The 22,029-nt window shown below is 59.2% G+C and carries 13 protein-coding genes and 2 pseudogenes; 7 read left to right on the top strand and 8 right to left on the bottom strand.

The window, feature by feature from the left end; translation table 11 throughout:
• Nucleotides 1-1,110 precede the first annotated feature (1,110 nt).
• The 3 genes and pseudogenes from MESAU_RS27885 to MESAU_RS27880 all read right to left on the bottom strand — a co-directional run.
• On the bottom strand, nt 1,111-3,432 hold the full coding sequence (locus tag MESAU_RS27885) for a S9 family peptidase (protein ID WP_013533398.1): 2,322 nt from the start codon (nt 3,430-3,432) through the stop codon (nt 1,111-1,113).
• A 140-nt stretch (nt 3,433-3,572) separates the two neighbouring features.
• Nucleotides 3,573-4,199: a hypothetical protein gene (locus tag MESAU_RS30630; RefSeq protein WP_174299070.1), complete on the bottom strand. Its 627-nt coding sequence runs from the start codon at nt 4,197-4,199 to the stop codon at nt 3,573-3,575.
• Between the two features lie 180 nt (nt 4,200-4,379).
• Nucleotides 4,380-4,559: pseudogene (locus tag MESAU_RS27880) on the bottom strand (hypothetical protein); the annotation flags it as partial.
• Nucleotides 4,560-5,673: 1,114 nt separating this feature from the next.
• On the opposite strand from MESAU_RS27880, the gene MESAU_RS32450 reads away from it, so the two are divergent.
• Nucleotides 5,674-6,201 carry a transcriptional regulator domain-containing protein gene (locus MESAU_RS32450; protein ID WP_366216864.1) on the top strand — a complete coding sequence of 176 codons (528 nt, stop codon included), beginning with the start codon at nt 5,674-5,676 and terminating at the stop codon, nt 6,199-6,201.
• Nucleotides 6,202-6,229: 28 nt separating this feature from the next.
• Nucleotides 6,230-6,481 carry a DUF2285 domain-containing protein gene (locus MESAU_RS32445; RefSeq protein WP_366216862.1) on the top strand — a complete coding sequence of 84 codons (252 nt, stop codon included), beginning with the start codon at nt 6,230-6,232 and terminating at the stop codon, nt 6,479-6,481.
• Between the two features lie 1,004 nt (nt 6,482-7,485).
• On the opposite strand, the gene MESAU_RS27875 is transcribed toward MESAU_RS32445, so the two are convergent.
• The 3 genes from MESAU_RS27875 to MESAU_RS31375 all read right to left on the bottom strand — a co-directional run bounded on the left by MESAU_RS27875 (nt 7,486) and on the right by MESAU_RS31375 (nt 11,656).
• The gene (locus MESAU_RS27875) at nt 7,486-8,250 is read right to left on the bottom strand and encodes an HAD-IIA family hydrolase (protein WP_013533395.1); all 765 of its coding nucleotides are present in this window, start codon (nt 8,248-8,250) and stop codon (nt 7,486-7,488) included.
• 503 nt (nt 8,251-8,753) lie between these two features.
• Nucleotides 8,754-10,229: an NAD-dependent succinate-semialdehyde dehydrogenase gene (locus MESAU_RS27870; protein WP_013533394.1), complete on the bottom strand. Its 1,476-nt coding sequence runs from the start codon at nt 10,227-10,229 to the stop codon at nt 8,754-8,756.
• Nucleotides 10,230-11,395: 1,166 nt separating this feature from the next.
• Entirely contained in the window at nt 11,396-11,656 is a 261-nt protein-coding gene (locus MESAU_RS31375; RefSeq protein WP_150111241.1) for a hypothetical protein, read from the bottom strand.
• Nucleotides 11,657-12,930: 1,274 nt separating this feature from the next.
• Here MESAU_RS31375 and MESAU_RS31695 point away from each other — a divergent pair.
• On the top strand, nt 12,931-13,290 hold the full coding sequence (locus MESAU_RS31695) for a hypothetical protein (protein ID WP_172832173.1): 360 nt from the start codon (nt 12,931-12,933) through the stop codon (nt 13,288-13,290).
• A gap of 849 nt (nt 13,291-14,139) precedes the next feature.
• The gene (locus MESAU_RS27850; RefSeq protein ID WP_013533392.1) at nt 14,140-14,844 is read left to right on the top strand and encodes a DsbA family protein; all 705 of its coding nucleotides are present in this window, start codon (nt 14,140-14,142) and stop codon (nt 14,842-14,844) included.
• 1,521 nt (nt 14,845-16,365) lie between these two features.
• On the opposite strand, the gene MESAU_RS31610 is transcribed toward MESAU_RS27850, so the two are convergent.
• A complete protein-coding gene (locus MESAU_RS31610; protein WP_164919826.1) occupies nt 16,366-16,716 on the bottom strand; it encodes a hypothetical protein in 351 nt (116 codons plus the stop codon).
• 470 nt (nt 16,717-17,186) lie between these two features.
• Between MESAU_RS31610 and MESAU_RS27835 the strand changes: the two genes are divergently transcribed.
• From MESAU_RS27835 to MESAU_RS32440, 3 genes and pseudogenes are all read left to right on the top strand, one after another.
• On the top strand, nt 17,187-17,543 hold the full coding sequence (locus tag MESAU_RS27835; RefSeq protein WP_245262916.1) for a helix-turn-helix transcriptional regulator: 357 nt from the start codon (nt 17,187-17,189) through the stop codon (nt 17,541-17,543).
• Nucleotides 17,533-18,849: a type II toxin-antitoxin system HipA family toxin gene (locus tag MESAU_RS27830; RefSeq protein ID WP_013533388.1), complete on the top strand. Its 1,317-nt coding sequence runs from the start codon at nt 17,533-17,535 to the stop codon at nt 18,847-18,849. The genes MESAU_RS27835 and MESAU_RS27830 overlap by 11 nt, the downstream gene beginning before the upstream one ends.
• 195 nt (nt 18,850-19,044) lie before the next feature.
• Nucleotides 19,045-19,193, top strand: a pseudogene (locus MESAU_RS32440) (IS110 family transposase); the annotation flags it as partial.
• Nucleotides 19,194-20,598: 1,405 nt separating this feature from the next.
• Here the strand turns inward: MESAU_RS32440 and MESAU_RS32335 are convergent.
• A complete protein-coding gene (locus MESAU_RS32335) occupies nt 20,599-21,714 on the bottom strand; it encodes an ATP-binding response regulator (RefSeq protein ID WP_013533386.1) in 1,116 nt (371 codons plus the stop codon).
• Nucleotides 21,715-22,029: the final 315 nt, after the last annotated feature.

Below are 22,029 nucleotides of genomic sequence, written 5' to 3'. Positions count from 1 at the left end.
ACAACCAGCGTGCAATCCACCGCGGCGCCCACTGCCCCTCAAGGAAAATCTGGCACGGGTCTCACGAGCCGATCACGGACTTGAAATCAATTGCGTTGGCCTGCACAGGCCGAGGTGGCTGTCGCAATGCGGATGCGACGGCCTGGACGCGTATTGCGCGCGCCTTCTACTCTCGACAGTGCCGATGGCACACGGCTCGACGAAATGCCTCTATCGAGGTCTGGTGCGCTCAGCGCCGGTGCCTTGCCAGCTGGCATGATGTTTCGACATCCGTGGGGGCGGGCAGGGGAGCACAATCATGCCAGCACTTCTCGTGACTGGCGCGGACGAGGCTGAGTGGCGCGGATGAGGCTGAGTGGCGCGATGAAAGATCATACGATTACTCCGCTGGTCTGACGCCGTGAATGGGCTTAGGAGTTTTTAGTACGCGACCAGCAGTCCACCGTGATGTGACCGCTGCAACCCAGTAGGCCACCCACCTGGTCTCACCAACCCTTTCTCAACGTAGTCGCGTCGGCCGGCGACCTGTCGCGCTGGCCTGTCTTATTTCGCCGAGTCCTTTGGGCGAAATTCGGTCGTATTCTGGTCTCCGCTCTGGTGCCTCCATGCGCTGCCGGTCATTGCAGATGTCAAGATCCTTGGTGACAGCGCCGTTCGAGCTCTCGCATTGCCTGCGGTGCGACGGTCCTGCTGCCGCCCGACAAGGGCCGGCATGTTCTTCTTCACAAAGGGGAGCATGCTCCCAGCTCGGCGTCTCTGGCGCCGATATGCTGCAAGCCTGTCAACCTCCGTACCGAAGCGATCTGGCCCGAGAGGCTTTTGAAGCACTGCAGCTCGCGAAGGCATTCAGCGTCGACCCCTGTGAGCTCATTAAAACGCCGCGCGGGCATCGCATAAAAAAATCAGCTGTGGCGGATGTGGGAACTTCGGACGGCTCTTACGATGCATGCGCCTCCGGGCGGGCCTCGTGAGAAGGGACCCGCCTTTCTTCGGCATTTGGTCTCGGTCACCGGTGCAGCGCCAGCCACAAAGATCCCGTGGACAGTCAAAAGGGGCATTAAAGATGACGTCGCGGGACGTTAGTCGGATGGCGCGGCATCCCTAGCTGAGTCATTCTTCTAGATCAAACAAGTCGTTCCAGTTGGGCGGGGTCTGACCTAGAATGTTCCGAACGAAGAAGTCCAGGAGTTTGTGCTCGGTGTAGATGCCTAGCGTATAGTGATCGGCACCAGGCACATAGACCATTTCGAAATCTTTTCCTGCCTTGACGAGCCGATCGGCAAGCTGGAACGAGGAAAACGGATCGACATTATCATCCATTTCGCCGACCGCGATCATCAGCCTGCCCTCTAGCCTGTAAGCATTGTCAACGGCGGAGGATTGGGAATATTCAATCCCGACCGGCCATCCCATCCACAGTTCGTTCCAGCAGATCTTGTCTATCCGGTTGTCGTAGCAGCCGTTTTCAGCAACTGCGACCTTGTAGAAATCGGCATGAAAGAGCAGTGCGCTGACCGCGCTCTGGCCACCGGCGGACGCGCCAAAAATTCCGACGTTGGATGTGTCATACCACGGATATCGTGCGGCCGCGGCCTTGTGCCACAGAATGCGATCGGGAAATCCTGCGTCCTTCAGATTTTTCCAGGCAACATCATGGAAGGCGCGCGAGCGGTTGTTGGTACCCATGCCATCGATCTGAGCAACGACGAAGCCAAGCTGCGTGAGCGGCTCCGTCCACCCCGAGAAGGATTTCGGGACGAAGGAGCCGTGGGGCCCGGCATAGATATTCTCCACCACCGGGTACTTCTTGCTCGGGTCGAAGTCGGCTGGCAGGTGGATCACGCCCCAGACATCGGTCTTGCCGTCGCGCCCCTTGGAATGGAAACTGAGCGGCGGCTGCCAACCGGCGGCGACGAGCTCGGAAACGTCGGCGGTCTCGATCTCCTTGAGCTTGGCATTGTCGCTGGCGCGGTAAAGTGCCATGCGCGGAGGCAGATCGATGCGTGACCAGAGATCGACATAATAGCGCCCGTCGGGCGAGAACTCGATATGGTGGTTGGCTGGATCGGGCGTCAGTGCAGTCAGCCCCTTGCCATCGAAGCCGATGCTGTAAGCATGAACGAAATAGGGGTCCTCCTCCGAGTTCATCCCGCTCGCTTCGAACCAGATCTGTCGCTTGATCGGATCAATATAATCGACCCTCCGGACGACCCACTCACCTCGGGTGATCTGGTTTTCGAGCGCGCCTGTCCGGCCGTTGAAAAGATACAGATGCTCGTACCCGTCGCGCTCGGATGCCCAGATGATCTCCTTCCCGTCATCGACATCGTAACGGAAGATTTTTCCGGTACCCTCCTGGCTCGCTCCCAGCGGCGGATAATCAACGAATGTCTCACTGGTCTCCTCGATCAGGGAGCGAGCGCGGCCCGTGGCGGCGTCTACCTCGACCAGGCGATAGAGCTGATGCCCGCGCTGGTTATATTCGAAAGTGAAGCCGCGACCGTCCGCCCACCACTGGGGAGGGGAAAGTTCGAAGACGTTCGAGAATAGGGCATTGTCAATCACGATCTGGCGCCCGTCGGCAATGTCAAACAAGACCGGCTGCGGCAGCGGAAGGACATCGCCCGGCTTGCGATAGGGCCTTGTTGAATATTCGCGCCCCAACTGGTCCGTCGAGGAATTGAGGTAGGGGACCTCCCGCTTGTAGCCGGGGCGAACACGGTAAGCAGCGAGGTGGCGCGAGTCCGGCGACCAGCTTAGCGTCGAAACGACGTAGCAATTGTCTTCGGCTCCGTCTCGGCTCAGAGGGACATCCCGCAATCCGTCCTCGCTGCGCAGGAAAACATTACAGTGTTTGATGTAGACGATCCATTTTCCGTCGGGCGACAACCTGCTACTGTCGGGGTTGTTCTGCACCGGCACGTAGTTGTGGCCGAGCGGCCAAAGCTCCCGGTTGTCCGAATCGAATGTGGTGTTGGTACACTCATAGCTTGCAAGATCGCAGCTCCACCGGATGTCTTCAATCTGGAAGCCGAGCCTGCGACCATCGTCGCTCAGTTCGAAATGGTCGAACGGAAGATGGTCGGCGTGGTACAGGTTATGGCTCGCCCTGTTTAATGCCGCCGCCAGACGAGACTGATCGAAGGCTGGCCGCTGCATGCCCGTGGCAACATCGACCAGCATGAACTGGCGCTCGCCATGGCTAGTCCGGCGGTAGACGAACGCGTCGGCTCCATTCGGCCAGAAAGGCACCTCCGGGACATTGACGGTGAGCCCGCCATATGAATCGTTGATGGTAAGTGCGCGCTCGAAATCGGCCGGCGCTAGCTGCGGATGTCCACCATTTGAACCTACAGCCAGCGCCTCAGCGGTTGCCCATTCCGACGCACCCTGAATTGATGGCGCGACCGTCAAAGCGCGGGTTCTGTGCATTTCCATTTACTCTTCGGTTTTCGGAATTCGTATTTTGGATGTGGCTGTCACCGCCAGTCTACGGCAGCGCCAAGTCTGAGGACGTGTGTGCGGATGAAGCAGAAATGCGCCTATGCACCCGTGACGAGACTACGCCTCGGCTACTGGCCTCTTCCTTTTCTGCATCTGGTGGTCTGGGCATAGCCTAGACAAAGGAAAAACCTCTCCACTTTCGCTGCACGAACATCATTGACACCGAGGTGCGGCGCAAAAGGTGTGCCAATGAAAGAAACACTTAAAACCAAAGCAATCGGTCCAACCGGCTTTGTCGCATCTCCAACATTGTCGTGCAGCGGACAGTGCCAATCTGTGCGCGCCGGATTGTGAAAGTGGACCGCCGTCGTCAGCGATAACACCGACCCGAGTGAGGCGAGACGAGCGATTGCCAAGCATGGATTTTCCTGAGCGATCTGTAGCGCTTGCTGCCTGGCCGCATCCAGCCCCAGTTGGCCCCGACCTGTTCTCAAGAATTCCGAGCGAAACAGGCCTCCGGATGTTGATCTCATGCTTTGAGCGGCGTCTCCCCGGCTTAGCTTCCTCAGCCGGCCTTTTTCTGGCGCTGGGTTCGACGTCGCAGACGCGTCGAACGGCCAGGGGAGGTCCCTGACGCGACCGGCGGCAAGCGCCGCCCACTTGAACAGGCAGGCGATATGCGGAGAGCCGTTCGAATAGGCGGTCTTGTTGTCCTTGAAAATGCGCCGGAGAGCGGTCTCTGGTGATGCAGCCAAAAAACCGGATCCAGCTCTCGAGCGCGGCAACCGGGCAGGCGGGCTGCGCCGAGGCGGATCTCGACCTCGCCCGCCGGTTCAGAACTTTTAAAGCGAAGAGACAATAGAGCTTGCCACGGCTATTCCGCCGCCTCGTCATCGGCACATAGTTGAAAATAGGCCCAAGCCAGCGTTCGAAGTCGACGATTGGGCGTGACAGGCACAGCCGGCGAAAGCCTCGCGGCGAAAATGCTCCTCGTCGAAACGCAGGCCCTGGATCTGCGTGCCCATGGCGCCATCGAGGACCAGAATGCGCTCGCGCTCGGTCGTGGCGAGCGCCGCAAGCACTTCAGGGTCTTTGCTGACTGGCCTTCTGTCCACTCAAGTGCCCGTTCGCCGTCTACGTCTTCAAGCCAAAGATGGGGGTTATCGTCGGGTGCGTTCAGGGTTGGGCGGAAATCGAACTCGGTCATGTCCCGATAACCGGACGAGTGAAAGCGCAAGCGCAACGGTTTCGGTCCGCTCGGGAATGCTCAGTGCTGGCCGGGGCGTCCGCATTTTCGACAAGCTTGATCATCAGAAGGTTCTTCTCAGTTGGCTGGCCAGAGTGCTCTTGCGCACAGGACCGCATTTGCCGTGCCAACTGTGAGATCGTTCAAAAACAATGCGATGAGTCTAGTAGGGCTGTGTCGCATGTTCGACATCGTCGAGAATCCCACAACGAGCGCGGATCAAGCTCCAACGGTGAGTTCCGCGGCACAGTCAGAACTCAAGCTGTGAACCTCACACACCTTGGCTGGACCGCAACATCTTCGCCAGAACGCTTAAATGCTTGCGGATCCAATTGGCCGACGACACCCCCAGTCGATGGCCACTTGAGCGACCGAAGCGTCTAGACACCGGAGCGGCAAAAGTCGGATAGGGCTCCGTTTGGCCGATCTGATGGTTGGTCAAGCCCCTGCCATAACGCTTATCCCGGCCGCCGCGCTCCACGTGCACGCCGCTCGCAAAAGCTCGGCGTGAGCACCACCTCAAAGCCATTGCCCCTCGCCGGTGTCCTTTTGCGGTCCGCTGAACCCCCCGGCTTACCTGTATAGCTATACAGGCTGCCGTAGCCTGAAACTTGGTCTCCAATGGCGGGGAACTTCCCCCAGGAGACCTCCATGGCTACGCTTATATCGCTGGCGCTACGACGACCTGCGCACAATCAACGAGAAACCCACCGCTGCGCCACGCGGGCTTCAAGGAACGTCAGGAATGCGGCGCAGGAACCGGCCACTGGCGGCGAGCCAACTCACTTGGCCCGCTCGGGCCGTGCTGGCTGCGCTGGTTCGGTCATGTCGCCGCTATTTGCCGGCGTGTTCGGCCCTGAACGGTGCCGGCCGCAACAGCTTCGACGAAACGCATTCGTCGAGGTCTGGTGGCCCCTGCGCCGGTGCTTTGCCACCCGGCATGATGTTTCGACGTGTCTGGGGGCGGGCAGGGGAGCAAACTGATGCCTGCAGTTCTCGTGAATGGCGCCGATGAGGCTGATTGGCGCGACGAAAGATCTTATGATTACACCTCAGCTCTGACGCCGCGCGAATGGGCCTGGGAGTTCTTACGCCGGAATCCAGCATTCCAGCCTGATGTGACCACTGCAAGCCAGCAGGCCAATACTTTGTCGTACCGACCTTTTCTCAATGTGGTCACGGTGGCCGGCGAACTGTCACGCTGGGGTGTTCTGTTTCGCCGAGTCTCATGGGCGCAATTCGGTCGTATTCTGGTCTCCGCTATGGTGCGCTCATGTGCTGCCGGTCATTGCAGAACAGCTGTCCGCGTGGTCGGGCACAGCGCCGTTCGAGCTCTCGGCATTGCCGTGCCGTTCGACGGTCCTGCTAGCCCCCGACAAGGGCCAGCATGTTCTTCTTCGGGATACCGAGCATACGCTCCAACTCGCCGTCTCTGGCGCGGATATCTTGCACCCCGTTTGCCTCCGTACCGAGGCCATCTGGCCCGAGACCCTTTCGAAGCACCGTCTTAGGGCGATCGAGTCCCTCAATCGTCTAAATGTGGGCCAACAGCTTCCTGCCCGCTTATTCCCGCCAGAAAAACGGGGTCCCCGTTTGACCTTCGTTCTTCGGGCGCTCGACGGCTCGCTTGCTGGGGCGTCACATCGCGAGCTCGCCGAAGCGCTGATTGGTCAACAGCGCGTCCATGCCGACTGGAGGGATCCTCGCGATCATCTGCGCGATCGCATTCGCCGCGCTGTCTCTCGTGGCCGCGCCCTCATGCATGGAGGGTACAGGGATTTCCTTCTTTGAGAAGGGACGGTCCGCCCTGTACATCAGCCGGCGAACAGTTCGGAGCTAGAACCGGTCACCCCAGTTCGCCCGGTCGACTTGGCGGGGCAAGGCCTTAGGTGCGCTCTGGTCGAGGCGTCAGCCGATGCCGAGAGGCACGTTTGAAAACGTTCCATAGGTGACAATGTCGAATGCGCAACAGAGAAAAAAGCTGCCGCGACCGGTATTTTAGAACGCTTTTTGCCTTGGCACGATACATGCTCGCTCAGCAAAACGAGCGGACTGGGTGGTTCCCCCCCGCCACGAAGGTCGCGGACTTACGCCACCTCCCAGGGCGTACCCGGCCCGGCAGCGAGCTCTGTCTCCTGCCGGGCATGCCGCTCAGACGTAGTCGCGTTTAGAGCTTAAAGTTTGAGGCCCATTTCGCGTCCGGCTATGCGGGCTGGTGGCTGTAGGTAGTCGAGGCGGCGGAACTTGCCAATGCGTCTGCCACGGATAGAAAACGAAGCGCAAGGCCCCGAAATCGTCGAGCGCGTCGTTGTTGCTTCATGTTCACGGCAGCGACTATTTCGGCCATCGTTAACTCGAGGATCGCTTTTCAAGTAGTGCGGAAGTCTCACTACGCAGCGTAGTCTTAGCACCTCATAGGCTCTCCCATCGTCGTCGGTACATGCGATGGAGCGGCGAGCGCGGCAGGCGGAGCCTGGAGAGACAGATTCCGCACATCGCAAGGCCGCTCGGCAAGCGCGATGCTCTAAGCCCATTTTTGCGGCAGGCGCATTGCCAACTCCCGTTCAAAGTTGTTCGAATCGCTTTGATGAGGGCTCGCTATACGCAGCGGCCGAGCCGGCCCTTCCCAGCAACGGCAGACCGCCGGCATGGCTACGTGGGTGTAGTTCGACTAACTTGTCATGCTTATCACTTCTTTTGCGGCCAGCTTTCCACCAGATTGCGCTGGGTTGACGGCCCGGAACGTAGAAGGAGCACGTTCAGGCTTGGTGTCGGGGTGCCTTCGGCTTGTTGGTTCAGATGATCTGGCCCAGATCCGCAAGGCAATCGACCACGTAATCCGGTCTGAATGGAAACCGCTCTATGTCAGCCAGTTTGGTCACCCCAGTAAGCACAAGGGCTGTTTTCAGGCCCGATTCCAGCCCTGCGAGCACGTCGGTATCCATGCGGTCCCCGACCATGATGGTATCGACAGCTCGCACTCCCAGCCGGTCGAGCGCATTGCGCATCATGAACGGGTTCGGCTTCCCGACGAAATAGGGCTGACGGCCGGTGGCCTTCTCGATTAGTGCTGCGACTGCCCCGCACGCCGGATGGAAGCCTCGTTCGGTCGGGCCAGTCGCATCCGGTTTGGTGGCGAGAAAACGCGCTCCCTTCGCCACAAGCTCGGCACCAGTTGCGATCTGCTCATAGTGGTACGAAATTGTATCCCCGAGGACCACGAACTCGGGCGAAAACTCCGTTATCCGGCAGCCTGCCTGCCGCAGAGCCTCAACCAGACCGTGGTCGCCGATGACATAGGCAGATGATCCGGGCTTTTGCAGTTCCATGAACCGCGCAGTGGCGAGCGCCGATGTGTAGATGTGCTCTGGCTGCACGGCGAAGCCAACCGCTCTTAGACGCTCGGCATGATCTTCGGGTGTGAAGCGCGAGTTGTTGGTGAAGATCTGAAACGGCTCACCCGTGGCGATTAGCCCGGCCACATAGCCGACCGAGCCAGCAATCGGTTGGCCGCCGCGGACCAGGACTCCGTCCATGTCGAGCAGATGCGCTGTAATCATTGGATATCAACCCTCGATGTCTTTCGTGCATGCACGGCCTGAGCACGGCTTGTGTCACTGAATCTTCTCCAGGCGAGAATGCCGGCGACTGTACCGATTGAGAGCGATGCGCGAAGGGCGCCCAGTTGGCCGTGCGGCAATAAGGAGGTTGCGGCGTAAACGTGTCGGGCGCACCGCTCGCCGTGCCGACGCCCTGCGCCGTCGGCTGCCGACATTCGCTGCGTCAACGCAGCTGATGGACAACGCGTCTCTAGTTCCCAGCGAACCACTAGCCTGGCGAGACGTGCCGCGCTTGGATCAGGATGAGCAACCTGCCGTCCGCTTGTGGCACCTTGCCTCGTCGCTGTAGAGGCGGTTCACGTAGCGCGGCGTCTAGATCTCACTTAAGGCGCGCAGGCCAGGGGCGCGGTGAACGACCCGAAACCAGCCGGAAGAAGGTTCGCCAAAGCGTTCGATCATCCCTTTGGTTCATTCTGCGCCTGAGGCGGCCCATCCCATAGAGATCAGATGCCGCCCATGCAGAGGTATTTCATTTCGAGGTAATCTTCGAGCCCGTGGCGGGAACCCTCTCGCCCAATGCCGGACTGCTTGATGCCGCCAAAGGGCGCCGCTTCCGAAGACATACGCCCCGTGTTGATGCCAACCATGCCGTATTCCAACGCCTCGGCAACGCGCCAGACACGCTTCAGATTGGAGGCATAGAAATAGGCGGCGAGGCCGTAGATCGTGTCGTTGGCCTCACGCACTACCTGATCCGCATCGTGGAAGCGAATGATCGGAGCCAGCGGCCCGAAAGTCTCCTCTTGCGCAACCGCCATGCTGCTGGAAATTTCAGTGAGGACTGTCGGTTTGAAGAAGGTCCCATCCTTGCCAATACGTTCGCCCCCGCATCGAATTGTCCCACCCTTGGCAACGGCATCTGCGATGTGGGACTCGATCTTGGCCAAAGCATGCAAGTCGATGAGCGGTCCGACGTCCACTGCCGGAGCGAAGCCGTCGCCGACCGACAAGGACCGGGCTTTCTCCACGAACTTTTCGACGAACTCATCGTGAACGCTCGATTGGACGTAAAGCCGGTTCGCTGAAACGCAAGTCTGGCCGGCGTTGCGGAACTTCGCCTGGATCGCGCCGTCAACCGCAGCGTCGATGTCAGCGTCGTCGAAGACGATGAAAGGCGCGTTGCCGCCGAGCTCGAGACTGACCTTCTTGATCTGGTCCGAACACTGGCGCATGAGCAGCCGGCCAACCTCGGTCGAGCCTGTGAAGCTGATCTTTCGAACCTTGGGGTTAGAGCAAAGCTCGCGTCCGACGTCATCACCTTCAGATGCATAAACTAGGTTGACGACGCCTTCGGGAAAGCCGGCCTGGTGCGCGAGGGCGAACATTGCACCTGCCACAAGCGGCGTCTGTTCAGCAGGCTTAAGCACGATCGCGCAGCCCGCCGCCAGCGCCGGCGAGATCTTTCGCGCCACCATCGACGCCGGGAAATTCCAAGGCGTAATCGTGCCGACCACACCGATGGGCTGCTTGATCACCAGCATGCGACGGTCTGTCGACGGCGCGGGGATCGTCTCGCCATAAGTGCGATTGGCCTCTTCGGCGTACCATTGCAGATACGCGGCGGCGTGCGAAACCTCGGACCTGGCTTCGGCAATGGGCTTGCCCATCTCTGCAGTGAGTATCGCGGCAAGATCGTCGGTGTGGTCAATGATCAGCTGATGCCATCGCCACAAAGCGTCACTGCGTTCTCGGGCGGTCAGCCCCGCCCATTCTGGCTGCGCCAGGTAAGCCTTGTCGATCGCAGCGCGCGTTTCTTCCACACCCATGTCGGGAAGCACCGCCAGCACTTCGCCGCTCGATGGATTGATGACTTCGAATGTGCGCTCGCTAACCGGTGTGCCAAGCGCCGGCAAGCGATCGATGGCGCCAAACAGGTCCGGGGATTTCAGGTGGCGGATCATCGGTAGGCATAGGGGCATACCGGGTTCCTCTTAAACGCGGCGGATGAGTTGTCGAGCGGCGTCGATGTCTATTCCGCACCTGCGGGTTCCTTATAGGGCCTCCGCCAGACGGCTAGTAGACCATCCCCGAATTTGAAAGGGCGAATTGCTCAAGGCTTTTAGTTTGGTTGGTGGTCTCATTAGGAGACAAACCGAACAGTCGATATGGGCTTGCCCAAGCGCAGGTATTTCGTGGCGGTTTTCCGCTCTGCGTCTACGCCGCAGGGGCCCACAGTGAAGGTCACATCTTGGAAGCCGAAGCCATCAGCAGTCTCGGCATCCCTCAGTGGCCGGACGGATAACCTGCGCTACTTGGCGCAACCGGCTCCCTCGGCGGTCTGGCAGAGGTTCGGACGGAGCCGGAGTCCATCACATGCAACTCGCTCGTATTGGCGTTGGCGAGCTCACCTTGTCACCTTTCGACGTGCGAGACGGCAAGCGGGCGCCGGACATATCCGATGACGTGCCGTCCATCCGCCGGCGCAGCATCCTCCAGCCGCTATTGGTCCGAAAAACGGCAGTCCAGACCCTTTCGACATCGTCGCGCCACTACGCCGCAAAGACAAATCGCCGATGAGCGCAAGCCGGGAAGACCTGCGCGCCATCATGAACCGGCGACGATGTGGCCGCTCTCTCACCCTCGCTAATCGAGAACATCGGGTGAAGTCGCGCAACGGGTTCGCCCAGTTGTCCAAGGCAGGCGCCGCCGTGGCGCAATCGGCAATACCTACCGCCGCGAGATCGGGGCCGAGAGAGCGCGCTATTTGACGCTAGCGACCAAGGACGGGTAGAAGGAATGGCTGTCGCTGTTCAACAACCTACGCGCCGCGCCGCGGGCCGAATGGAGGCATGGCTGATCGGGACAGTTGATGCCACCGAAGTTCGCGCTGTTTGCGATCTATCCCCGCCAGATCCTCCTCGATCTCTTTGGCGAGGAGAGCTATTTCACCGCCGACGTCGATACGGCGATTGCCAGGCGCCAGGCAGGCTATCTCGACGCCGGACGGTCCGATGTTGTTGTTATGGACGCCAATCACTGTTCCATTCCTGGGAGTACAAGACGATGCCGCAGACGAAGGCGGCACAGCCCGCCTACAATTGGGTTCATACCATCTGCCAAGTCATTTGCGGTTTCTCGGCTTCTTTCAATGGAAAGGCGCACCAAGAGCGGGGCATACCTCAATACAAGCGTCGGCAGCCTTCAACATACGTTCACTTGGGTTAAATCCTGGCAGCATTTGCCCCAGGATCATAGCGTTGAGGAACAGCGAACCGCCCAGACGCGGATGAGACGTGTGCCCTATCGCCAAGCTGTAGTTTGAAGGCCTACCACCATAGCGGAATGCAATATTCCGCGCATTTGAGAGGCCAGATACACCGCGTTTCTTTTTACCTTCAGCACTCATTGTTTTCTCTTCTGCTTATGCTCATCGAGAGATGGGTAACCAAAAGACAAGAAAAATTATGCAGTAAATTACGCCAACGTAACCAACCGCGTATGCTTCCGTGCTCGTTCTCTTCATCCTTTCCGGCAGAGAGAACGCAATTATCCTTTGAGTTCCTTCCCGCTGAAACCTTCCGAAGCTTTGACTTCGCTGTCCGGCAACAAGGGGAAACACCTCGCTCGATGTTGCCACCTCCAATTTGCAAAGGCCGTGCCAACACCTCGGCGCCCAATAAGCGCCGTTTGCTTCGACGGTGCTCAGATATAGTTTGTAGTGAACCTGACATTTTGCCTGCCGCAGAGTCGCGCTCGTTGACGCTCATTCCGGAGAGCTGGGTCCGGGCTGCGATCGACCGGCTCTGTCATTGGTGACCGCCAGAACCGAAGCGGTGGTCGCGAAGGTCAGCGCCGTCGCAAAATGTGGCCTTGTGCACCCAGCCAGACCGAAGGTCCACGTTACCGGGCGATGGGCAAAGTTCGAGGCGAAGTGAGTTGCCCCACATTTCGCCGATGCTGCGTCCTCGACGCCCTTGCGGGACAAAATGGATGCGTGGGCAGCGCAGGGCCAGCTGAGCCATCAGTATTTTGCGAGGCCTGACGCGAGCGTCATCTTGAGTGAATCAATGTGAGCGCATTCTTTGGTGGGTGATCATCGGATGACTTTCTCTTTAGTCTGTGAGGCGTTTGCGGGATCGCACATGCCGTGCCAAACAAGAAACTCGTCTCGGCAACGTGAGTAATCGGACTCTGCTATGTTGCCGATCCGACATTGTCCGACATCGAACGCCAGTTAAGGGAAGCGCTTGCCGCTTAAGGTATCGTCGGCGCCACCGGGGCATGGCGGCGCTCGCCGGCAGCATGAGTAATATTCACGACAGAAGGATCGCCGACCGCGTGGCTAGCGCTGGGCCTGCAACACCGCGCTTCGGACAGGACCTTGGCCAATCGACCGCGTCGCCACCATCCTAAGTTCGCGTACAGCCGCGAGGTTTTTGGCCTCGGTCGGATAATCTCGCCGACAGGGTCAAGATCCAGAAGAGTTGCCGCACGCCGTCGCGATGGGAGCAGCATACATGCCGGCCTAGACTATAGACTAGAGGTGCCGCTGAGCGGTTTGAGGGAGTGGCATACCTTGCGCGTCTGGTGCAGAAATTGCTCGCGTCACGCCGAAGTAAGGTCGGCCACGCTAATGCGCCGGCATGGCAAAGGCGCGCTAATCGGCACGGTCGAGGGCAGTTGACTGCCCGGGAATTGGGCCGGGTCATCGCCAGCGACAATGCCAGCGAGTTCATCTTGAATGCCATGCTCTCCCGAGCGGGTCAGAACCGGTCGAATGTCATTACATTGCGCACGGCCCGTCGCCATCGCCATGTGGCGCGCCGAGCTGCAACACCGCGCGGCGGTACAGGCGTGAGAGCTGGAAGCGTGCTGCGAGCCGCCGATATCGACCGCCGGGCGGTCCAACTCGCCGGCGGCATGATTGATACCGCCAATCAGATGCTCAAGGAAATGCCCGATCGCCGAATTTCCCGGGCGGGCTCGTCGGCGCTGCCGATCTTGTACCGCACCATATGGGTGATAGTTGGCGCGCGGTGATCGGGGACTAGGACCACGCCTTTGTCGAGCAGAAAATTCGTCGCCTTGATGTCATCGCTGGCCGCCACAACCGGAGCGCCAGACCGAAGGTTCATCGACCGCCTAGCTTGTAGTTACCGGGCGATGTGCAAAGTTCGAGGCGAAGGAGTTGCCCCTCATTTTGCCGATGCTGCGTCCTCGACGCCCTTGCGGGACAAAATGGATGCGTGGGCAGCGCAGGGCCAGCTGAGCCATCAGTATTTTGCGAGGCCTGACGCGAGCGTCATCTTGAGTGAATCAATGTGAGGGCATTCTTTGGTGGGTGATCACCGGATGACTTCTCTTTAGTCTGTGAGGCGTTTGCGGGATCGCGCACATGCCGTGCCAAGCAAGAAACTCGTCTCGGCAACGTGAGTAATCGGATTCTGCTATGCTGCCGATCCGACATTGTCCGACATCGAACGCCAGTTTACGGGAAGCGCTTGCCGCTTAAGGTGATATCGTCGGCGTCACCGGGGCATGGCGGCGCTCGCCGGCAGCATGAGTAAAATTCACGACAGAAGGATCGCCGACCGCGTGGCCAGCGCTGGGCTCGCGAAACCGCGCTTCGGACAGGACCTTGGCCCAATCGACCGCGTGGCCACCATCGTAAGTTCGCGTACAGCCGCGGCCAAGATCCTTGCCGTCTTCGACGAGCGTAGTGGCATCAGGGGGGCCGGGCGACAGTTCGAGGGCGGAGTCTTTCTGAACGTGACGCTACGCTCAACGCCGCGTGACGCAAATGCCCTGAGGTTGTCAGGCTGCTGTCAGGTCCGGGTGTCACAAGCCGGCTGTTACTGCCCTGCCATTCACCGTTAATTGGAACTCCCCATGATTAATCTAAAAGCCGGCCGGATCGCCCTTTCAGCCCTACTGCTGCTGCTTTCCGTGCTGGCGAAATATGGTCCAACTGTCACACACTACGTGCTCCAGCACGAATACAATAGCCAGCTCCGCAAGGATAGGGAGAAGGTCATTTCAGACCGGCACGACGCACTCTTCAACGACCCCGCTGCGCCAACTGCAGGCAACCCGAATGGCGACCACCATATCGCCGTATTTTTGGACTGCAACGACCCGCAGCGCCGCGCGGTAGACCGTACGATCCAGCAAGCCCTCAAGCGTGATCCCGAGCTGAAGGTTTACTACATACCTTATTCGAGCACGAGACCGGGTTCCAAATTTGCCGCACGGGCGGTGCTCGCCGCCAGCAAACAGGGAAAATTTGAGGCGTTCCATCACGGCCTAATGGCTACTGGCCTCCGGCTCAGCGGATCCGACATTTTGGATATCGCACGAGACGAGGGTCTCGACGTTGAGCGGCTCAAGCGGGACATGAAGGACCCCGGAATCGTAAACACCGTCAAGCACCATTCCGCGCTCGCAAAGAAGCTGTCCATCCACGGCGGGCCGGCGGTCGTTGTCGGCAAACGAGTGGTTTCAGGTGCGGCTAACATTCACTATTTGGACCGCTACCTCGCCAACGAGCGGAAAAAGGATAGGCGTCCTACCGGATCACCAACTTCGGCATTTTGACAGGGCTGGCCGCCGGTGCAACCTCTCTGGCCACGAGTGCCGCCTCTCGCGCCGGGCCAAATCTCAATATGGCCCGGCAACGCGGTAGTGGGCGGCCCGCGCGGCGCTATGCAACGCACCGGGCAAAGGGCAATGACTAAGCCGTCCTGAACATCGCATCGGAGTTCAACGTCTTTGCACCAATGCCCAGGAATGGTCGCCGCGACAAACAACGTCTTCGAACGGTCGCTGAGAGCCGCCGTCGTTCAACGAGAGATCACCAACGGCTATCCCGAGGAGGCGGCCCCATGAATCGCTGCTATGATTGGCTCAAGGAAGCGCCGAGCTCTGCCGAACGGGATTGGTCGGATCAGTCAATCCACTCCGACACCCACCTTGACCGCTACATCAATTTGGACGGCGCAGGCGGCCGAGGTTTCGTGATCAGCGTGCCACGGTTCTCAACCTTCATGGCGGCGTCAATTACACGAACATGAAGCGGAGCGACTAACGGGATCGTACATATATGCCTAAGGGGATCGTACATATATAGTGGGAACGGCTTCGGCTTCCGCGAGAAACGCGGCAAGTTCCCGGACGGCGAAGCCAGCATCGATTACGAACAGCGCTATTTCGGCGTGTTCCTTGGCGCGGAAGCAACCACGACGCTCAGCACTTGACGCCCTCGGGTCTGCTCCGCGGCGGCCTGACCATCGACGCAAGCGATGTTGACCATCAATGGGGGGCGATTGGCCCGGGCTGCGATTTGACGACGACTTCTCCACGGTGCCGTTCATCTCGGCCAGCCAAGATCGACTATCAGATAACCGGCCGCGCCAGCGTCTTCCTGGCCGGCAATCTGGACAATATTTTCCCAAGAAAGGCTAGAACCCGGACTACAGCATCGCGACCGGCGGAGAGCTAAGCATCAAGGGTAGCAACAGCGCTGGCATGGACTCCTATGCCTTCACCCTGTCGGCCGGCTTCAAGCTGACGTTTTGAGCTGAGCACGTAAAACGATGCGTGGAATAAGGACCCACGTTGCATCTGCGCCCAAACGATTTCAATCGCAGCTACCCAAGCGGCGCCGACGTCGGCCAGGATCTCAGGATTATCCGGGCGGTCCGCCAGGCATGATCCGGCCGGCGTGAAGGTGTTGTCGCCGGTCGATTTTAAGGTTCCGGGGGCCATCTGGCACCGGTGCGCGAAGCCGGTTCGAAGCGGGCAAACGCGTAGCTCAGCTCATGCCCCGCTTAACCAAAGGCGGTGGCGTCGTAGCAGACCGCCGTCCTTCGGACCTAAGTCCAAAAGAGCAGCCAAGGCGATCTCGCAGACCGGGCGGCTTTGCGCCGTTCGCATCAAGAGCTGTCCGCCCGGCCAATTCTGTCCCTAACATAAACCTGATGGTCAGCCGGAAACGGTATACCAGCTGTCGAATCGGCCATTGTTTGGAGCCGCACACACAGCGCCGTAACAAACCTTCTCACCCTTGAAGTAGGCCAGGAACTGCAGCAAATGCTGTTCATCTTCGTCGCGGATAAGCTACGGACCGCCCTGCGACTTCAGTGTCAGGTCGATCAACTCGATCGCCCGAGTCTTTGTTGCCGCTCTCGTGATAGTACAGAGCTGCCAACGGGTAAGGCACGAGCTTGCATTGGTCGCTATCGGGGGATTCAATGCCAGGATGTGGTCGGACAGCTGTTTTCCCATCGCCAAGCGCTCAGAAGACGGAAAGTGCGAATGGTCAAGGCCGCAACCATCCAATTCTCGGAGTTTCTGTTGATCCCAGCGAACGAATTGCCGCATGACGGGCAAGCCGGCCTGCATGTCCTCTTCATTTTGTGAAGCCAACAGATTCACACGAGACCGGCGGAAACCGAGATTGTGTGGCATCAAGGCGATGCCTTCTTCGACCGCCGAGAGAAATTCTGCGCATGTCGCAGATCGAGGTGAGCCTCGATCAATTGCTCGACGTTCGCAAGCGGCTGATCACCGGCTCAACCAGGCATTGACCGACGATCAGCGAAAATTCCTGCTCTCCTTCGAAGCCCGCCCCGCAATGGGATCTGCTCGGCATTGAAGGGGCGGACAAGCTGCCCGCCGTTCGCTGGAAGCTGCGCACTCTGGAACGCATGCCAGATGAACGGCAGCCTGGGGTGTATGAGAACTTGGAGCGGGTGCTCGGCGAGAAAAGGCAAATAAGTGAGACCGCCCAAGTAATCGGGGTTCATTGGCTCCTGCTGCGAACTCTTGCTGCTTATAAAGGGCGACTCAGGGGTTTGGATCATATAGGAGACGGATGCTTGCCTCGCTCTGCGAAGATGACCTATATAAAGGCCGAAAGCCTGAGATATGGCTCATGCATGGATCACGGTGGCCTAATGACGGCAACGCAAAAACGGACTTATTCGCGCTACGCGATCGAGGCGCTTGGCCTTTTCGGTAAGACCATCCGGCTGGGCCGGATGCAGCACCGGTTAACCGGACAGGAGTTAGCCGAGAGAATCGGTGTTTCACGCAGCACCTTGCAGCGCATCGAGAAGGGCGATCCCAAAGTCGAAATCGGACTGATGTTCGAGGCTGCTGCCATTGTCGGTGTGAAGCTGTTCGATGCGGATGGCAAGGCCATCACAGCCCTCACAGGCCGCATGGACGATCGCATCGCGCTGCTGCCGAAGCACGTCTACAAGGCCGGCAAGCAGGTCGTCGATGAGTTCTAAGGTCCCCAAGTACGACGAAGCCTATGTCTGGGTCTGGCTGCCGGGCGAGACCGCGCCGGTTGTCGCCGGGCGGCTATATACCCATGACGGACTCGTCAGCTTCAACTATGGCAGGAGCTTTCGTGAACTCGGCAGGGCGGTCGCGCTTTATCTCCCGGAACTGCCCCTGAAGACAGGCGAATTGCCTTTGCTTCCTGGCCTAACCATGCCGGGATGCATCCGCGATGCTGCCCCCGATGCCTGGGGACGACGGGTTATCCTCAATCGCAAATTCGGTGTGAAAGGCGATGAAATCGCGCAGCTCGATATTTCAGAACTGACGTTCCTGCTGGAATCAGGCTCGGACCGCATCGGCGCGCTCGATTTTCAGTTTTCGCCCACAAATTACGAGCCGCGCGCACCGGCCAATGCCACTCTCGAAGAGCTTGTCCAATCGGCGGAGCGGGTAGAGACAGGTATTCCGCTCACCCCCGAATTAGATCAGGCGCTGCATCACGGCAGCTCGATCGGCGGGGCAAGACCCAAGGCGCTGATCGAGGACCACACCGTCAAGCATGTCGCGAAATTTTCCTCGTCTGCCGACCTTTACAGCGTCGTCAAAGGAGAATTCATAGCCATGCGGCTTGCCGCCTTGTGCGGCATCAGAGCGGCATCCGTCTCGCTCGTCCGCGCCGCAGGCAAGGACGTGTTGCTCGTCGAGCGATTCGACCGGATCAGGGTCACGGGCGGCTGGCAACGCAAATCCATGGTCTCAGCGCTGACGATGCTCGCGCTCGATGAGATGATGGCGCGTTACGCTAGCTACCAGGATCTGGCGGAGATCATTCGCCACCGATTCACTGCGCCGTCGGAAACTCTCCGCGAGTTGTTCAGCCGCATTGTATTCAATATACTTTGCGGCAACACCGACGATCATGCCCGCAACCATGCGGCGTTCTGGGACGGGGCTAAGCTCACCCTCACGCCTGCCTATGATATTTGTCCGCAGGCCCGCAGCGGCCAGGAGGCCAGCCAGGCCATGCTCATCAGCGGCAATAACCGCATGAGCCGGATCGCGTCATGCCTTGAGGCCGCGCATCACTTCCTGCTCAGCGCGCCGGAAGCTCTTGCGATTGTTGAAGGCCAGCTCCGATGCATTGCGGAGAATTGGCCGAGTGTCAGCGAGGAAGCTGCGCTATCGCGCACAGATCGCAATCTGTTCTGGGGCCGACAGTTCCTCAATCCCTACGCTTTTACGGCGCTGGAAGGGAGCGCCGACGCTCTCCGCGCTCTGGCTGACGAACTACGCAACAGTGTTCACGCCTGATCCGGCGCTGGATTTCGGACACGCTCGGCAAGCGCACGACGCCCACAATTTGGACAATCCTTGCCGTGCCAGCGCGAAGACAGGAACAGACGGCTGTTCAACCTTCAAGACTGCCGCCCGTAATCTGGGCGGGCGCTTGGCCGAGCGGCAAAGCTGTGCGCCGGCCGCAGCTGGCTGTCGTTGACGACTCGGCGGCAGAACGCCATCCGCCACTCGTCGGACGCGGCGCTTTTCGAGCAGGCGCTGCGCCAGGCCGTGCTTTACTCTGTCGGCCGAGCTGATGGGACGCAATGCTGACGGGGCGCGCCGCGCTTTGGCGACAGTACTGCCGGCTGCACGATCTAGCCAACCGGACCGAAGGTTCAGCGATGGCTTAGCTTGTGGTGATCGGGCGATGGGCAAAGTTCGAGGCAAAGTGAGTTTATCTCCTAGTTGAGGGTGCTGCGTGCTCGTCCCACTTAGTAGTGGGAGAGAGTGGGACGGTGGGCAGCCCGAGCCAGATGAGCCATCATCATGTTGCGGGGCCTGACTCGAGCGTCATCTTTGAGTGAATCAAGGTGAGGGGCATTCTTTGGTGGATGATGGTCGGATGACTTCTCGTTAGTTTGTGAGGCGTTTGCGGACCGGGCACATACCGTGCCAACGAGAAACTCGTCTCGGCAATGTGATTATCCGCAGTCTGCTATGTTGCCTATCCGACATTGTCGGACGTCGGACATCGCCGAATGGGAAGCGCGTGCCGCTTAACATGATATCTTCCCCGTCATGCCGGATGGACGCCGGCAGCATGAGGGAAATGCGTCGAAAAAGCGCAGAAACGCCCCCCTTTTTGTGAGCTTCGCCTTCCAGCTGATATGCTGCTGCGGGTCAAATCAGGACCCGCAGCAACCGCTATAGATCTACTTGGTCGCAGGGGCTCAGATCGTCTTCCGAGCGCCAACATTCACAAGGGAGGCGGCATAGCCACAACCGCCGTCGTCGTCGTCGTCGTCGGGGCCTGCGGGAGCCGGACCGGTCGCCATCAGGGCTAGCGCGCCAGCAAGTATGGTGCGCAGCAAGGCAGAGGGAAATTTCGTCGGCGGCTTCGGAAGGCCCTGGACGGCGACATCTTTGGGTGAGGGGGACATCATCGTATATCTTTCTCCTGTATGGTAACGTGCTGGATTCCGGTGTCGTCTGCCATTTGGCCATCGGCACGCCGGACGGAATGATATGGTTTCCTAGTTCATAAGATCTCCTGACTGGAAGGCCCAACAATAACCCTTCTGGCAGAGCTAGCTGAGCCTGAAAGCTACCAGCTATTTTCGCGACGACGATTCTGAGTGGCCTCAGTTCTGTCGAGCAGGGTAGGTAATCCAATCGATCTTGAAGATCGGCCCTGACCTTATATTGATCATGAAAACGACAAGACAAAAGCGTTGTCGAACTGGAGACGAACATTGGGGGGAAGCGGACGGATCAACGTCCCATGTGAATGAAAAAGACCGCTCAGAACAACGCTACAGCGCGGGCTCTCACGACGGGAAATCGGAAGGGTGCGTGCAGGCGGAAGCGCCTTGGGCTTGGGCGGGGGCCGTGGCATGCTTGTCTCACGCCAGTGGATTGGGATGTGGTGTGCCCCGCCAAAGCTGACTTCCTCTGGCGAGCCGGCCCACCGCGGGGTTGGTTACCGCCCCTGTTTGACATTCCCGTTGCCCAGCAGCGTACAATGCTTCCTACGCCCAACCTGGTCGCTGCAGCAAACCAGGGTCATCGAGGGATTCGAATAATCGCCTCAAAACCATCCTCGCGACCTGTGGCAGGCGAGGCAAGTTCAAGGCTGCCACCGACCTTCTTGATTACATAATTAGCGACGGGTAGACCCTGGCCTGGGACAGTTGCCCGAGTCGCAAGACGCACAAAACGCTCTGTTATCTCGTCAAGGTCTGGGAGGGGCACCACCGGTCCTGCGTTTACAATGGCGATGGTTCCATCAGCTCGGACGGAAACTGTCGTCGGGATATCGGGCAGTCCATGTGTGAGTGCGTTGTCGATGAGGTATCGAAGCACGACGGGAATTCTAACGGCGTGGTCTGCTTTGCACTCCCAGGCGGGACAGCCGTCGACGTCAAGGATTAGCCGTCCGGCAAACCACGGCTTTTTCAAGAAGTCATCAACGACTGACCGAACCTTTTGGACAAGATCGACGGGGTCTCCGAGGCCGTTCCGCGATTCTTCCACGAAACTGTACCCCAAGCCACGCAGTGTCGCTATTCGGTCCCTACCGATCTTCTTGCGGAGCCGGCTAACATAAACCTCCACGGTATTGCTCTCACTTTCCGAACCTAAGGAAAGGAGTTCTTCCTCGATCTTCCTCTTCAAAACTACCGCTCCGGGTCGGGATAGAACGCAGTCGAGAATCGCCCATTCGCGTGCAGTCAGGTTGACCGGCTGCCCGTCGAGGGCGACGCGCCGCTCAGCCGCGTTTATGGACAGCGCCCCGACAGAATATGGCTTCGGGAAGTTCCCGTGACTACGCGCCACGGCATGAATGCGCGCGGAAAGTTCGCGGGGATCGAACGGCTTGACCAAGTAGTCGGCGGCACCAGCATTGAGCCCCTCGATGCGGTCCTCGACCGTATGGCGAGCTGTCACGATGATGACGGGTGTCGAATCACGCCCCTTCCTCATCTCCCGCAAGTAGTCCAGGCCGTTACCGTCTGGCAGGTTAATATCGAGCAGAACAAGCCCGTAGGGAATCCCACTTGCGTGATACCGCGCTTCGGACAGGTCCTTGGCCCATTCAACCGCGTGGCCATCAGCTATCATATGTTCTCGTACAGCGCTGCCAAAGTCCTCGCTGTCTTCAATGAGCAAAATTCGCATGCCGAGCTCCATAATTGGGCAGGGTTCGTGCCCTATTGACGGAACCTGACAATAGGCTGAACGCCGTAGCGCAAATGTTCCGGCGGCTTTCAGGCTGCCGTCAGGTGCGCGTGTCAGAAGGGCGGTGATTATAACAACCGATTAGAGGCAAGTTATGAACGTCATCTTGATCACGGCACTTTCTCTTTATGCGACCACCGTCGGCGCTGCACCGGCCGCCGGGAACTTAGAGGTTGGGATCGCCGAATGGCAACCGCGCCAAGCCGTACTGACCAAGCCTGAAGCGGAGCAAAGGCACCTCCGTTTGATTAGACC

The sequence above is a fragment of the Mesorhizobium australicum WSM2073 genome, from assembly GCF_000230995.2.
GTDB lineage: Bacteria > Pseudomonadota > Alphaproteobacteria > Rhizobiales > Rhizobiaceae > Mesorhizobium > Mesorhizobium australicum.
Note: the sequence above shows the minus strand (reverse complement) of the source record. Positions and strands in the feature narration are given on the sequence as shown.